The sequence below is a fragment of the Streptomyces sp. NPDC003036 genome (assembly GCF_040611175.1).
GTDB lineage: Bacteria > Actinomycetota > Actinomycetes > Streptomycetales > Streptomycetaceae > Streptomyces.
In genome coordinates, this window is sequence record NZ_JBEXNO010000018.1 from 20098 (window position 1) to 34276 (window position 14179).

General features: G+C 68.4%; 10 protein-coding genes. 8 read left to right on the forward strand and 2 right to left on the reverse strand.

What is annotated here, in order from left to right; genetic code table 11:
- Positions 1 to 5: 5 nt before the first annotated feature.
- The gene (locus ABZX67_RS15500; protein ID WP_355359739.1) at positions 6 to 3533 is read right to left on the reverse strand and encodes an NB-ARC domain-containing protein; all 3528 of its coding nucleotides are present in this window, start codon (positions 3531 to 3533) and stop codon (positions 6 to 8) included.
- A gap of 375 nt (positions 3534 to 3908) precedes the next feature.
- Between ABZX67_RS15500 and ABZX67_RS15505 the strand changes: the two genes are divergently transcribed.
- Genes ABZX67_RS15505 through ABZX67_RS15530 form a run of 6 tightly spaced genes read left to right on the forward strand, consistent with a single transcriptional unit; the run spans position 3909 to position 9710 of the window.
- The gene (locus ABZX67_RS15505; RefSeq protein ID WP_355360043.1) at positions 3909 to 4478 is read left to right on the forward strand and encodes a class I SAM-dependent methyltransferase; all 570 of its coding nucleotides are present in this window, start codon (positions 3909 to 3911) and stop codon (positions 4476 to 4478) included.
- Positions 4475 to 5791, forward strand: coding sequence for a N,N-dimethylformamidase beta subunit family domain-containing protein (locus tag ABZX67_RS15510; RefSeq protein ID WP_355359742.1), 1317 nt, complete (start codon positions 4475 to 4477; stop codon positions 5789 to 5791). Before ABZX67_RS15505 ends, ABZX67_RS15510 begins: the two co-directional genes overlap by 4 nt.
- 14 nt (positions 5792 to 5805) lie before the next feature.
- Positions 5806 to 6948, forward strand: coding sequence for a glycosyltransferase family protein (locus ABZX67_RS15515; RefSeq protein WP_355359745.1), 1143 nt, complete (start codon positions 5806 to 5808; stop codon positions 6946 to 6948).
- Positions 6949 to 6952: 4 nt separating this feature from the next.
- Positions 6953 to 8545: a hypothetical protein gene (locus ABZX67_RS15520; RefSeq protein WP_355359748.1), complete on the forward strand. Its 1593-nt coding sequence runs from the start codon at positions 6953 to 6955 to the stop codon at positions 8543 to 8545.
- Complete coding sequence (locus ABZX67_RS15525) at positions 8497 to 9051, forward strand: FkbM family methyltransferase (protein WP_355359751.1); 555 nt, start codon at positions 8497 to 8499, stop codon at positions 9049 to 9051. Before ABZX67_RS15520 ends, ABZX67_RS15525 begins: the two co-directional genes overlap by 49 nt.
- A gap of 20 nt (positions 9052 to 9071) precedes the next feature.
- Positions 9072 to 9710 (forward strand): histidine phosphatase family protein, encoded by a 639-nt coding sequence (locus tag ABZX67_RS15530; protein WP_355359754.1) that lies wholly within the window; start codon positions 9072 to 9074, stop codon positions 9708 to 9710.
- A 32-nt stretch (positions 9711 to 9742) separates the two neighbouring features.
- Here the strand turns inward: ABZX67_RS15530 and metG are convergent, their stop codons facing one another.
- The gene (gene metG / locus ABZX67_RS15535) at positions 9743 to 11464 is read right to left on the reverse strand and encodes a methionine--tRNA ligase (RefSeq protein ID WP_355359757.1); all 1722 of its coding nucleotides are present in this window, start codon (positions 11462 to 11464) and stop codon (positions 9743 to 9745) included.
- 341 nt (positions 11465 to 11805) lie between these two features.
- On the opposite strand from metG, the gene ABZX67_RS15540 reads away from it, so the two are divergent.
- Together ABZX67_RS15540 and ABZX67_RS15545 are read left to right on the forward strand one after the other, a co-directional pair.
- Complete coding sequence (locus tag ABZX67_RS15540) at positions 11806 to 13101, forward strand: nucleotide sugar dehydrogenase (RefSeq protein ID WP_355359760.1); 1296 nt, start codon at positions 11806 to 11808, stop codon at positions 13099 to 13101.
- Between the two features lie 12 nt (positions 13102 to 13113).
- Positions 13114 to 14088 carry an NAD-dependent epimerase/dehydratase family protein gene (locus tag ABZX67_RS15545; RefSeq protein ID WP_355359763.1) on the forward strand — a complete coding sequence of 325 codons (975 nt, stop codon included), beginning with the start codon at positions 13114 to 13116 and terminating at the stop codon, positions 14086 to 14088.
- Positions 14089 to 14179 lie beyond the last annotated feature (91 nt).

Consider the following 14179-nt stretch of genomic DNA (forward strand, 5'->3'; position numbering starts at 1 on the left):
GTCGCTCATGAGTCCTTGATCTCCAGGGACACGACCCCCGCCGCACTGCCGATCAACACCTCGCCCGTACGAGGTTCGAAGGCCGCGCAGTGCAAGGAGGCATCCACCCTGACCTTGGCGATCTGGTGCTGCTCGCTGAGTGACCACAGGCGCACCGTTCCATCCGCCGCGGCCGACACCAGGCGGTCCCCGTCGTTGAGGAAGCCCAGCATGAGGATGCGGCCGGTGTGCCCGGAGAGGTGGGAGGTGAACCTGTCCGTAGCCAGGTGCCGTACCGCGATATCACCGGTTCCCGCCCCAACCGCGACGCGATGCCCCGGTCCGTCGACCGTGACGGCGCGGGCCCACCCGCTGGGGCTGGAGAACCGGCCCTTGAACTCGCCGGTGAGGGCGTGCCACACGCGTACGGAGCCGTCACCGCCACAGGCGGCGAGGAGCTCTCCGCTGTAGTCGAAGGCGAGCGAGCGCAGTCGGCCAGCGTGAACATCCTGGCTCCACAGCAGGGCCCCGGTGGAGAAGTCCCAAACCCGGATGTGTCCGTCGCCCGTACTCGCGGCAAGGCGGGATGCCGAGCGAGCCATCGCCACGGCCCACGTACGCGGGGTGCCCTGGTTCAGGGTGAGGGACCACTCTGTGTCGAGCAGCGACCAGACCCTGACCGCCCCGTCGCCGCAGGCCGCCGCGACGTGCTCACCGCCGCCTGCCAGGGACCAAACACGCCCATGGGCCGCCGCGAGCCTCCTGCTGACCGTCCCGGTCGAGGTGTCGATGACGCCGATGCCGCCGGCTCCGTCGCCTACCACGGCGGTACGGCCGTCGGCGGCGAACTGCGTGGACCACACGGTGTTCGAGCCGCTGGCCAGCGTCCTGAGCCTGCTTCTGCCCACCGTCCAGACGCGAACAGCCCCGTCCTCGCATCCTGCTATCACGGTGCCGTCGCCTGTTCTGACGAGCGAACGCACCCAGTCGACTCCCGGTGGGGGCTGGGTCTCGCCCGCCGGACCTTCCGCCGAGAACGCCTGGATCCTCGGCTCTTCGGTGGCGGCGACGATGACATCGTCGTGCGAGGAAAGAGCAACGGCGCGCACGCGGGCCTTAAGATCGGCGATCCGGCGAACGAGAACGAGTTGACCGTCCGCCGCGTCCCACACAGTGATGGAGCGGTCACCTGATCCGGAGGCCAACAGAGAGGAGCCGGGGGCGAAGGCCACGGAACGTACCCAGTCGCGGTGAGCGGCTCGTTCATCCAGGAGACGACCTGTACGCAGGTCGAAGAGGCGGACGAACTCGTCCTCGCCGGCCACGGCCACAAGCGACTGGGAGTCTCCTCCGATCGCCACGGACCAGACGGGAGTGCCGACGGTACGCATCGATCGCACGAGCACGAGCCTGTCCACGTCCCACACGTGCACAGCTCCGTCCTCGGCCCCGGAGAGCAGGAACGGGCCGGAGGGGGAGAAGGCGAGGCTGCGGATGCGGCGATTGTGCCCGGGCAGCACGCCGATGGGGTCTCCGGTGTCGGTGCGCCACAGTCGGATCGCTCCGTCGTCCCCCGCCGAAGCGAGGACCAGCCCGTCTGAGGAGAGCGCGGTGGCGAACACCCACCCGATGTGCGCCTGGTGGGCTCGGAGCAGCCGGCCGGTGTTGACGTTCCAGAGCCTGACCACTCCGTCCTCACCACCCGACGCGACCATGTCGCGAGCGGCGGAGACGCTGACGATCGCACCAATGTGGCCGGGGGCCGCCGCTTCCGTGGTGTCGTCCTCGGGAGGCAGTAGCCACTTCGGGGCGAGCACGGCCTCCGCACCAGTGACGCGTTCGGGGGTTCGCGTGTCCTGGGGCAGAGGTGAGCGCCGCAGCACGATGGAAAGCGTCGAGGCGATGTCAGCCGGGCTTTCCAGTCCGTTCAGCAGGTACCCGGCGCCGGTCAGGGCGCGGGCGGTCAGCCACTCCTGACGCTGGGGGTGGCCGGCCTCGTGCCGCCCGGGCAGAGCGTCGAGGACGGCGGCGTCCGCGGTCAGGTGCTGGTGTCCGACGATCGCGACCTTGCGGATCACGTACGACGGGGACGCCAGGAGGCTGACGAGCTCGGCGTCGAGCTCGGCTTCACGCAGGTGGTAGGGAAGATGGCGCCACAGATAGCCCTCGGTCTCGTCCAGCGTCTCCCACGCGCCCTCGGTGCCGTGCCGGTATGACTCGATCAGGGACCGGTGAAGGGCCGCCCAACGATCGCCGATCAGGTGGCGCAGGTAGGACCGGAACACATCGTGCAGCACGATGGCGTCCCGGTCCGCGAGATAGGCGCTGATCAGGGACCGGTCGGACAGCAGTCGGCAGAACTGCCTCACCACGTGAGGCGCCCATCCGTGCGCTGTTCGCCACCAGTGGGTGAGCACCGACACGGGGATCGGCAGCGACGGCGGGAAGACCGCGAGCGAGAGATACCGGTCCCGCAGGTCCGAGTGCCCCGCGATCGAGACGCTCTCCTCAAGGCTGCGGAGACTGGACGCGAGTGCCTGCCCGATAGCGTTCTTCCGCTGGTCCGAGTCCCAGACGTCGAATGCCTGGGGGCCGTACGCACGGATCGCCGCGCTCGTCTCGGCGACCACACGACCGGCCGGGGCACCAGAGACGACCTCCTGTGCGACGTTCGCCCCGACGATCGACGCCAGCAGGGGCCATCCTCCACACGCGCCGGCGAGGCGCGCGGCTTCGGCCTCGTCCAGGTTGCCGACATTGCGGACGAGCAGCTCTCTGATCTCGCCCGACGCCATGGGACCCAGCCGTACGACCCTGGCGGCGCTGGGGCACACGCGCACGTTCCTGGTGGTGACAAGCCGTACGCAGTCCTCCCCACCCAGCAGGAAAGGGCTGAGGTCGGCCGCGGACCAGACGTTGTCGATGACGAGGAGCGCACGCCGTCCTTGGAGCAGACGAGCCAGGTGGAAGCCGGCCTGCTCCGGATCCGCGAAAGAAGGGCGGCTGCCGTCCAGATGAACGCACAGGTCGGAGATCAGCTCGACAACCCTCGCCACCGTGCACTCCTCGCCGGTCTCCACCCACAGGAACTCCGAGAAGGAGTTCCGTACACGAGGGTCTTGGCACACCTGCGTCGCGAGCGTCGTCTTCCCGAACCCGCCGGGACCGCAAAGGGCGACTGTGGAGGCGCTGTCGTCCGCCGACGCCTCCCGCAGGACGGAGACGAGCCCCTCGAAATCATCTGACCTGTGCACCAAGCCGGGCTCCGGGACGGGTATCGGGAGGTATCTGTCCGGTGCGGGCGCGGCTGAGGACATCGGAGCACCAACCGTGTCCCAGAAGCGCTGCCGCACCTCCGCGTCGCTCCGCTCCAGCGCCGTATCCAATAACGCCTGGGAATCCGGGGTGAGAACGATCTCCTCGCCTCGGGCCTCCCAATTGGACACCGTCCGGTCGCTGACGCCGAGGTAGGCGGCGAAGCGACGCACGCTCCGACGCGTCGCGAGCCGCAGAGCGCGCGCCTCCCTTCCGGTCCAGCGCTGCACTGTGGCCACCGAAGCTCCTCCGACCGACGCCAACGACGGTAACAGCGTAGGGCGGTCTGACCAGGGGCGTAGGGCCTTCGCTGCGACAGGAGTTCAGCACCGGTTCGACACCCGGGCCGTCCCGGCCGAGGTAACCGGCGGTCCCGCGATCGCCCACGCGAACGACGGCGTTGCCACGCGAGTGCGGCACGACGGCAGCCCGCTGTCCCGCACCGCTCGGCAGTCTGCTCACCACGGAGCACTGCCGCTCCGCGTGGACGACGAAGGGGTGGGTTTCAGGTGATCGAAGCAAAGCAGCATGGCGGTGCGGGCGGATGGTCCCAGAGGCAGATCGCCTACTACCGAGCGCGAGCCGGCGAGTACGACGACTCCTACAGCGACCGCATGCACATGCCCCAGCTCGCGAACGTCCTCGACGACCTGCCGATCCGCGGCGACGTCCTGGAGCTGGCGTGCGGTACCGGCCAGTGGACCCGACTGATCTCCGACCGCGTACGCAGCCTGACCGCGCTGGACGCCGCGCCGGAGATGCTGTCCGCGGCCCGTGAGCGGATGCACGGGACCGCGACTCGCTTCATCGAGGCGGACGTCTTCAGCTGGGAGCCGGATCGCCAGTACGACACCATCTTCTTCGCCTTCTGGCTGAGCCACGTGCCGCCCGTGGAGATGGAAGCCTTCTGGGACCTCCTGAGGTGGACGCTGGCGCCGGGCGGCCGCGTGGTGTTCCTCGACGACGCACCTGCCAAGGCGGGGATCGAGGAGGCCGTCGCCGAGGCCCAGGTGCCCACTGTGCGCCGCAGGCTCGCCGACGGATCCCACCACCAGGCCGTGAAGGTGCTGCGTGACGCCGCCGACCTCACCTCGCAGCTGTGCGACCTGGAGTGGGAAGCCCAGATCGAGCCGGTCGACCAGTACCACATCGCTGGTGTCGCGCGCCCCTGGACGAGCGCATGACGAGCATCAGCGGCTACCCCGCCCGGCCGAGCGTCCGCGCCGGCGAAGTGCTCCGGCTGCACATCGCCGCATCGACCCCGCACTTCCACGTCGACTTCTACCGCTGGGGCGCGACGCCCCACCACGCCGGCCATGTCGAGTGGCCCGGCGGCACCGCAGAGTCCGGCACGTTCGACGCGGACTGGCGGTGGCCCGCCTACGAGTTCCTCGTGCCCCCCGAGTGGAGGTCCGGGGTCTACATCGCGACGCTGAGCACGCAGCCGACATCGGACATGCCGCCGATGGACTCCCGTGAGGCGCGGATCCTCTTCGTGGTCACACCCTCCGCGCCGTCTGGCCGCAGGGTCCTCTTCAAGATCCCAACCTTCACCTACCACGCCTACAACACGGCAGGGGGAGGCAGCCTCTACAGCGCCGCCCTGGTCACGATGCTCCGCCCCGGAGGCGGCGTCGGCGGCCCCGTCAAGGGCCTGCCCGACCCATACGACGCCGCCTCCCCGCGGCAGACCTTCGCTCACTGGGACGCACCCTTCATCGCATGGATGGAGCAGAACCGGATCGAGAGCGACTTCTGCACCGACCTGGACCTTCACGAAGGCCGACACCTCCATGACGGATACCGCCTCCTGGTCGCCGCCGGCCACGACGAGTACTGGAGCGGCGAGATCCGCCGAAACGTGACCGCGTTCCGGGACAGCGGAGGAAACATCGCCAACTTCGGCGCCAACACCTGCTGGTGGCGAGTACACGTGACTCCCGACGGAGCCGGGCTGCGCTGCGACAAGTTCCCACCCGGAGCCTCGGCCGAGAAGGACCCGGACAGCTCGTACGGCTGCCCGGATCACTGGTGGGAGTCGGAGCCCGAGAACTCCCTTCTCGGCGTGAGCTACCGAAACGGTGGTGGCCACTGGGACGGCCCGCGTACTCCCCTCGGGTTCACCGTCACGGATGCGGACCACTGGCTCTTCTCCGGCACGGGCCTGCGGACGGGCGATGTCGTCGGCCGCGACGGCGCGCTGGTCGGCTACGAATGCGACGGGGCGGCGTACGAGCTCGACGCGTCCGGCCGACCGCGCCCGACAGGCCGAGACGGGACTCCCAAGGACTTCGAGATTCTCGGCATCGCGCCGCTGCCCGGCGATTGGAACTTCGCGGCTCGGGAGGCGATTGACAGCCCTCGGGCGGCGACCCTCGGCCTCTACACGGCGAACGGCACGGTCTTCACCGCCGCCACGACCGACTGGGCCCGCCTTCTGGCCACCGACTCACAGGTCGCGGCCATCACCCGCAACGTCTTCACCCGTCTCTCCTGACCGAAGGGATCGTCGTGTCTGGAAACGTACGGCCGCTCAATGTGATCATCGGCGTCAACGGCATCGGCATGGGCCACTCGGTCAGGCAGAGCGTGATCGCCCAGTACCTCCGCGACCGCGGGCATGAGGTGCGCATCGTCACCAACGGTGGCGCCCGCGCGGAGTATTTCCGGGACCTCGGCTTCCCCGCTTGGGATGCGTGGATGCCGACGCTCCTTGCCCGCGCGGACCGCATATCCGCGAGTGACGCCGTACGCGCGAACATCTGGCAGGCCCCCGCCGGCCTTGCCAAGCACATGCGCCTGCGCCGGATCGTTCGCGAGACCGGCGTCCCCGACGTGTTCATCACCGACTACGAGCCCAACACTCCCCGCCTCGCGTACCACTTCAACAGACCCCTGGTCTCCGTCGATCAGCAGAGCAAGTACCGGCACCTCGACCTGCCGGCAGTCGGCCGTTACGCCCGGACCGCCGACGAGCAGCGCCTGCGCTACTTCGCGCCCCGCGTCGACCGGTCCTTCATCTGCTCGTACGTCCCGTTGGTAGCGGACGACCGAAGGCTGGAGTTCATCGCCCCCGTCATCCCCGACTCAGTGCGTTCCACGCCGGTCACGATCGAGCCCCTCGCCACGGCCTACTTCTCTCGCTACTTCGACCACGGGCCGGAAGAGTCCGTCCGAACGCTGACCAGGGTCTTCCGCCAGTACGTCCCGGACCGCGGTCTGCGGATCTACGTGCAGCCGACCGAAATCGGAAACCTGCGTCAGTACGCCGATGGCGAGATCGAGATCCGCACCTTCGACCGCGAGGCGTTCATCAGGGACATGGCGCGGTCCGAGGCTGTCTTCTCCAACGCCGGCTTCAACCTCATCAGCGAAGCCTTCGTCCTCGGCAAACCGGTCCATCTGATCCCGCTGCCCACGTACGACCAGCACTGGTGCGCCAAGGTCGTCCACGAGGCGGAACTGGGCACATCGGCGCCCCGCATCGACGGCGGAGCGGTGCTCGACTTCCTCAACCGAAGCCGGGAACTCCGCGCGAACGTCGCACGCCACCGGGACGAGCACCTCGCGGTCGACCCTCGGGAGCGGATCGCCTCCTACCTGGAGAGTCTGCCCACAGCCGCTTCGGCGATCCTCGCGCCGTCCAGGCGGTAGGCCCATGGGGACGCCACTGCTCGCCGCGTACCTGCACACCGCCGTGACCGTCTCCGCCGTCGCGGCCTGCTACCGCTTCGCGATCTCGCCCACCGTGCGGGCCATAGCGCGCCGCCCAAGCCGGTTGATCCTCATCGCGAGCATCACACCCGCCGTACCGCTCGCCTTCCTGTCCTCACCCGATCCCGGGCCGTTCCGGTGGTTCGCCATGGTCGTGATCGCGCTGCTCACGTGGCAAGGCGCGACGAGCGACTACGACGTGACGGAGCCGATCGGACCGCAACGCCTGGACAAGCGGCTCCTTCTCGTGCTAGGTGCCGCCTCGTGCTTCTGGCCCCCGGCTCTCCTCGCCTGGATGGGCGTGTACTGCGGCAAGCTCCGAGGCTGGAAGCACCACGCGATGATGCCGTTGCGGCTGCTCAAGGCATACCTCGCCTGGTTTCTCGTGGCGACGTTCTTCGAGACCCCGGGCTCCCCGGCGGCACTCCTGCTCGTCCTTGGTTGCGTCTCACTCTCCCACTACGTGAAGCCGGCCTGGAGCAAGGCCCGACTCGGGCCGCGACCCTGGTCATGGACCTGGCACAACCGCACCCACTACCTCATCGCTTCGGCATACTCCTGGGGCTGGGCACGCTTCCTACGCCCCGAGACCGTGTCCCGCGTATTGCGCCGCGCACGCGGCCTCGATCGGCCGGTCAACGTCCTCGCGATGGCGACCGAGGCGGCGGGTCTGATCGCGTTCCTCGATCGCCGTCTCCTGATCGCGGTCCTCGCGGCGACGGCCGTCTTCAATGTCGCCGTCGCTCTCGCCTCCGGCATCCTCTTCTGGGAGAACATCGGCACCAACATCGCTCTCGCGATCACCGTCGGGTTACTCCCCGCTGCGGAGTACGACGCGGCCTTCGGTTGGCCAGCCGCGCTGCTGGCACTCGCGGTGCTCGTGCTCAGCGCCGCCGACCTGCTGTGGCAGCCCTGGCACCTGGGGTGGTGGGACTCTCCTTTCACGGCCCGTGTCCACTGGCAGGTGGAGACCGTGTCCGGCGAGCAGCAGGGCCTCTACAACGGCTTCATGTGCCCGTACGAGCGGGAGTTCGGCCGCGTCCTGGGCTACTTCCTGACGAGCGAACCGGTCCTCCACGACCACCTCGGCATCGTCTGGGACCGACGGCTCCGCGACCTCATCGTCCACGCGGACGGGGACCAAGAGACGCTGCGCCGCCTCAAGAAGACCTACGGCCGCGTGCTCAAGGACGAGCAGCAAGCGAACGAGCACTTCGACTTCCTGACCAGGATGTTCAGCCACCTCAACAACGGTGTTCCGAAAGGACCGTTGCCTCGAGCGCTGCGCTGGCTCAAAGCGCCCGGCGGCCAGCTGTACCGGTGGGGCGACCTGCCTCCCTACCGCGGCGACGAAGCCGTCCGCCGCATCACCATCCGGTACGAGGAGCGCTGCTACCGCACGACGACCGGCGACTTCGTCCTGCTCGCCGACGACGTCCTACACGAGATCGACCTCGTACGCCCGAAACCCGACCACGGGAGCACCTCATGCGCAAAATCTTCATCGACTGCGGCACCAACCTCGGAGTCGTGCTGAACCGCTTCATGCACGAGCTTCCGGATCACGACTTCTACGCCTTCGAGCCGAACGCGGAGCTGATCCCCTCCATCCGCCGGCACGTCGAACAGGCCCAGGGCTCCGCCCGTATCGAGATCTCCCAGAGCGCGGTGTGGACCCATGACGGGACGATCGACCTCTTCCTCGGCCACCACGAGAGTTCCACCGTGATGCCGGGCAAGCAGGTGCCGCCCGTGTACGACCAGCAGATCGACTACACCTCGCCGATCCCGGTACCGGCCATCGACTTCAGCGCCTGGCTGCGGCGGACGGTCAGTCCCGGTGATCACGTCGTCGTGAAGATGGACATCGAAGGTGCCGAGTACCCCGTGCTCACCAAGCTGCTGGACGACGGGACGATCAACCTCATCTCCGTCCTCTACATCGAGTGGCACTACGACCGCTTTCCCGCCATGAGCCGTGCCGAGCACGACCACGTCGCCGCGGCGGTCTCCGCTTGTGTCGACGTCCGCGACTGGGACTGATACGAGGAAGGGGCCACGCCATGCGCACCAAGCACATCTACCTGATCAAGCACGGCGAGACTGAAGAGAACCTGCGGGGCATCCACCAGGGCCAGGCCGTCGGAGGCAGGCTGAGCGACCGCGGCAGGAACGACATCCGCGCGGTCGGTAACGGCCTCGCCGCAACCGGTATCGCCGTGGACCAGATGCTCGTCAGCCCGATGTCCCGTTGCCGCGAATCGGCGGCGCTGCTGACCGCGGTGCTAAGGCCGACCGACGTACGCGTGGACGAACGCCTCGCCGCCAAGAACAGCGGCCACCTCGGTGGCCGGCCCAGGGAGCTCGCCGCCTCTGAGGCAGCACGCCATGGCGTGCCCATCCACCAGCTCCGCACGCCGGGCGGCGAGTCATCGGAGGACGTGCAGGCGCGCTATGTGGACCTGTGGAACCAGGTCCACACCGGGCCGCATCGGACGACCGTCCTCGTCGGGCACGGCGGGGGCATCGCCTGCCTGCTGCTGTGGCTGACGGGGAACGGCTTCGATCGCTACCTCCAGCACGTCCCTGGGTCAGCCGGCGTCACGTGGGTCGAGGCAGACGACACGGCTTCCCACATCCGGCTGATGAACGTGCCGCCCGCGAGCCTGCCCAGCCTTCTCGACCCCCGTACCGCCCGATGAGAGCACGAACGGTACGGGCTCGGGAGACACGGTCAGGCGTCCGGGGAACCGCCGAAGCGCGCCCGGTAGGACTCCAGGTCCTCCTCCGTGATCTTCGCGAAGAGCACGGGCGGCACGGTGAACGCGGTGCCGGCCGTGACGGCGTCCAGGGACTTGGCCTGCTCGGCGGTCACCCAGGTCGCGGTGTCGTTCTCCAGGGCGAAGGCCCCGCGCATGGCGGCGGCGGTGGTCGGGATGAACGGCTCAGAGACGACCGCGTACAGGTGGATCAGGTTCATCGCGGTACGGAGAGTCAGCGCGGCGCCGTCGGCATCGGTCTTGATCTCCAGCCAGGGCGCCTTCTCCTCCAGGTAGGAGTTGCCCGCGGACCACAGGGCGCGCAGCGCGGCGGCCGCCTTACGGAACTGGAGCGCCTCCATGTGCTCCTCGTACTCGGCCAGCAGACGCGCGATCTCCTCGCCGAGCTTCGCCTCCACCTCGCCGGCGGCGCGGCCGGCCGGAACCTCGTCACCGAACCGCTTCCGGGAGAAGGACAGCACGCGGTTGACGAAGTTGCCGAGGGTGTCGGCCAGGTCCTTGTTGACCGTGGCGGTGAAGTGCTCCCAGGTGAACGACGAGTCGTCCGACTCCGGGGCGTTGGCGATCAGGAAGTAGCGCCAGTAGTCGGCGGGGAGGATCTCCAGGGCCGCGTCGGTGAAGACGCCACGCTTCTGGGATGTGGAGAACTTGCCGCCGTAGTACGTCAGCCAGTTGAAGCCCTTGACGAAGTCGACCATCTTCCACGGCTCACGGACACCCAGCTCGGTGGCCGGGAACATCACGGTGTGGAAGGGGACGTTGTCCTTCGCCATGAACTCGGTGTAGGTGACGTCGTCCGCCTTGTACCACCACGACTTCCAGTCGCGGGTCTCGCCGTCCGTGGCGGCATCCGCCCACTCCTTCGTCGCGCCGATGTACGCGATCGGGGCGTCGAACCAGACGTAGAAGACCTTGCCCTCGGCCGCGAGTTCCGGCCAGGTGTCGGCCGGGACGGGCACGCCCCAGTCCAGGTCACGGGTGATCGCGCGATCGTGCAGACCCTCGGTCAGCCACTTCCGGGCGATCGACGAGGACAGGTGCGGCCACTTCTCGCTCACCGAGTCGATCCACGCCTCGACCTCGTGCTGAAGCTTGGACTGCAACAGGAAGAGGTGCTTGGTCTCACGAACCTCCAGCTCCGTGGAACCGCTGATCGCGGAGCGCGGGTCGATCAGGTCGGTCGGGTCGAGCACGCGGGTGCAGTTCTCGCACTGGTCGCCGCGGGCCTTGTCGTAGCCGCAGTGCGGACAAGTGCCCTCGACGTACCGGTCCGGCAGGAAGCGCCCGTCGACGGGCGAATACACCTGGCGGATCGCGCGCTCCTCGATGAAGCCGTTCTCGTGCAGCTTGCGCGCGAAGTGCTGGGTGATCTCGCGGGTCTGCTGGGAGGAGCTCCGGCCGAAGTAGTCGAAGGCCAGCTCGAAACCGTCGTACACGGCCTTCTGCGCGTCGTGGGCCTGCGCGCAGAACTCGGCGACGGAGAGCCCGGCCTCCTTGGCGGCCAGCTCGGCCGGCGTGCCGTGCTCGTCGGTGGCGCAGATGTAGAGGACATCGTGACCGCGCTGGCGGAGGTACCGGGAGTACACATCCGCCGGAAGCATCGACCCGACCATGTTGCCCAGGTGCTTGATCCCGTTGATGTAGGGAAGCGCGCTGGTGACCAGGTGTCGAGCCATCCTCGGATGCTCCATTTCGTACGTACGGCGCCGGTGACAGTGCCACGGCGGGCCCAAGTCGGGAGGCTGCAGCCGATGCGATCACTCGGATCGCACGCTGGTGTCACGCATGGTGACGGAACGGGTCTACAAGCCAACGCCATCGTATCGAACCGGGGCTTTCCCCATCCCACGGGTTTTCTGACCGGTCTGGGCGGAGCGCGAAAAGCACTCGGCCGTCCAAGACAGGCGGCCAAGCGAGTCTCGTACGGCCGAGGCGCTTTCCATCTTAAAGCCACCGCCGGGCCACGGGTCCGCGCCCGCCATACACATCCGCACGCTTACACAACGAGGTGGAGAGCATGATCGAGAAGCGTGAGACCCAGCGGCTCCGCGTCGTCGTCGTGGGGCAGGGGTACGTCGGGCTCCCGCTCGCGGTGAGAGCCGCCGAGGTAGGGCACCAGGTCGTCGGCTTCGACGTGGACGCGCGGCGGGTCAAGCGGCTCATGCTCGGGGAGTCCTACATAGAGGACGTCACCGACTCGCGTCTGGCGCCGCTCCTCGCCGCCGGCGCCTACCGACCCACCATCGACCCCTCCGACTGCGCGGGATTCGACGTAGCGGTCGTCACGGTGCCCACGCCGCTCCGCGACGGAGCTCCGGACCTGTCGCATGTCGAAGACTCGGCGCTGCTGCTGGGCCATTACCTCACTCGCGGAGCGACCGTCGTCCTGGAGTCGACGACGTACCCGGGCACCACGGAGGAAGTCTTCGGCCCCCTCCTCGAAAGCACCTCTGGCCTGACGGCGGGCTCCGACTTCCACCTTGGCTACAGCCCTGAGCGCATCGACCCCGGCAACCCCACCTGGAGGCTGGAGAACACACCAAAGATCATCTCCGGAATCGACACGGCGTCCAGGGAAACGATCAGCCGCTTTTACACGTCCCTCGTCGCCAAGGTCGTCCCGGTCGCCTGCTGCAAGGAGGCCGAGCTGGCGAAGCTGCTGGAGAACACCTTCCGGCACGTGAACATTGCGCTCGCCAACGAGCTGGCGATCTTCGCCCACGAGCTGGGCATCGACGTCTGGGCCGCCATCGACGCGGCGTCCACCAAGCCGTTCGGCTTCATGCGCTTCACTCCGGGACCGGGAGTCGGAGGCCACTGCCTGCCCATAGACCCCTCCTACCTGTCCTGGCGCGTCCAGCGGACCGTGGGCCGCAACTTCCGCTTCGTCGAGCTCGCGAACGACGTCAACAACCACATGCCCGACTACGTGGTTCGGCGCCTGGTCGACGGGCTCAACAAACGCAAGAAGTCGGTCAACGGCTCCCGAGTGCTGCTGCTCGGCCTCGCGTACAAGGCCAACACCGGGGACGCCCGCGAAACACCGGCGGCGCGGATCGCGGAGCTGCTCACCGGCATGGGCGCTGAGGTCCAGGCGGCCGACCCCCACGTCAGCGACGACGCCCACCCTCGCGCCGACGGCCTGGCGAACCTGAGGCGAGTCGGCGTCACCCCCGCCAGCCTCGCGGCGGCCAACGCCGTCGTCCTCCTCGCCGACCACGACGCCTTCGACTACCCCCTGATCACCGCGCACGCCCCCTACATCCTCGACTGCCGCCGTCGCCTCGTCGGCGCACACGTCGACTCTCTCTGAAGGGAAACCCACGTGAAGATCGTGATCACCGGTGGCGCCGGCTTCATTGGAAGCAACCTCGCCCGAGCCCTGACCGACCACCCCAAGATCACCCAGGTCCGGGTGGTCGACAACCTCTCCACCGGTCGCGACGCCAACATCGCCGCCCTCGGCGTCGACTTCTTCGAAGGCGACATCCAGAACGCCGACCTGCTGGACCAGGTGTTCCGCGGCGCGGACGCCGTCGTCCACCTCGCCGCGCTGCCCTCCGTACCGCGCTCGGTCCGAGATCCCTTGGCCAGCCACCACGCCAACGCGACCGGAACCCTCCAGGTCCTCGAAGCCGCACGCCGCGCGGGCGGCCTGCACGTGATCGCCGCTTCCTCGTCCTCCGTCTACGGCGCGAACCCGCGCCTGCCGAAGCACGAAGACCTCACCACTGCCCCGATGAGCCCGTACGCGGTCACCAAACTCGCCACGGAGGCGTACCTGGGCGCCTACCACCACAGTTACGACCTGCCGGTGCTGCCCTTCCGCTTCTTCAACGTCTACGGTCCCGGCCAGCGCGCCGACCACGCCTACGCCGCGGTCATCCCGAAGTGGATCAGCGCCACACTCGCCGGCCAGCCCGTGACCGTGTACGGCAACGGCACCCAGACCCGCGACTTCACGTACGTGGGCACCGTGTGCCGCGTCCTCACCGACGCCCTCCTCCGCCGGATCGTCGAGCCCCGCCCTGTGAACTTGGCCTTCGGGACCCGCATATCCCTGCTGGACCTGATCCCGGAGATCGAGACCGCGACTGGTCAGGGCGTCCGGCGAGAGCATGTGCCCGCTCGCACAGGAGATGTCCAGCACTCCCAGGCCGACAACGGCCGTTTACGCGCGCTCTTTCCAACAGTGGCGCCGGTGACGCTTGAGGAAGGAGTCTCCGCGACAGTGGACTGGTTCCGCACCTCGGTCATAAGCGCAGCACACCGAACTGAGCCTTCTCCTGTTTCTGGCTGAACGCGGGGGCGCGACCATATCGGCCGGCCCCCCTTCGCCACTGTAAGCAGGAGCGCTGGACAGGCACCACCCCGGCCTGGCACCGGTCGGC

Excerpts from the sequence above, each read along its gene's own strand:
- metG (WP_355359757.1), bottom strand. The coding sequence starts at position 11,464 with ATGGCTCGACACCTGGTCACCAGCGCGCTTCCCTACATCAACGGGATC.
- ABZX67_RS15520 (WP_355359748.1), top strand. The coding sequence starts at position 6,953 with ATGGGGACGCCACTGCTCGCCGCGTACCTGCACACCGCCGTGACCGTC.
- ABZX67_RS15530 (WP_355359754.1), top strand. The coding sequence starts at position 9,072 with ATGCGCACCAAGCACATCTACCTGATCAAGCACGGCGAGACTGAAGAG.
- ABZX67_RS15510 (WP_355359742.1), top strand. The coding sequence starts at position 4,475 with ATGACGAGCATCAGCGGCTACCCCGCCCGGCCGAGCGTCCGCGCCGGC.
- ABZX67_RS15525 (WP_355359751.1), top strand. The coding sequence starts at position 8,497 with ATGCGCAAAATCTTCATCGACTGCGGCACCAACCTCGGAGTCGTGCTG.
- ABZX67_RS15505 (WP_355360043.1), top strand. The coding sequence starts at position 3,909 with ATGCACATGCCCCAGCTCGCGAACGTCCTCGACGACCTGCCGATCCGC.
- ABZX67_RS15540 (WP_355359760.1), top strand. The coding sequence starts at position 11,806 with ATGATCGAGAAGCGTGAGACCCAGCGGCTCCGCGTCGTCGTCGTGGGG.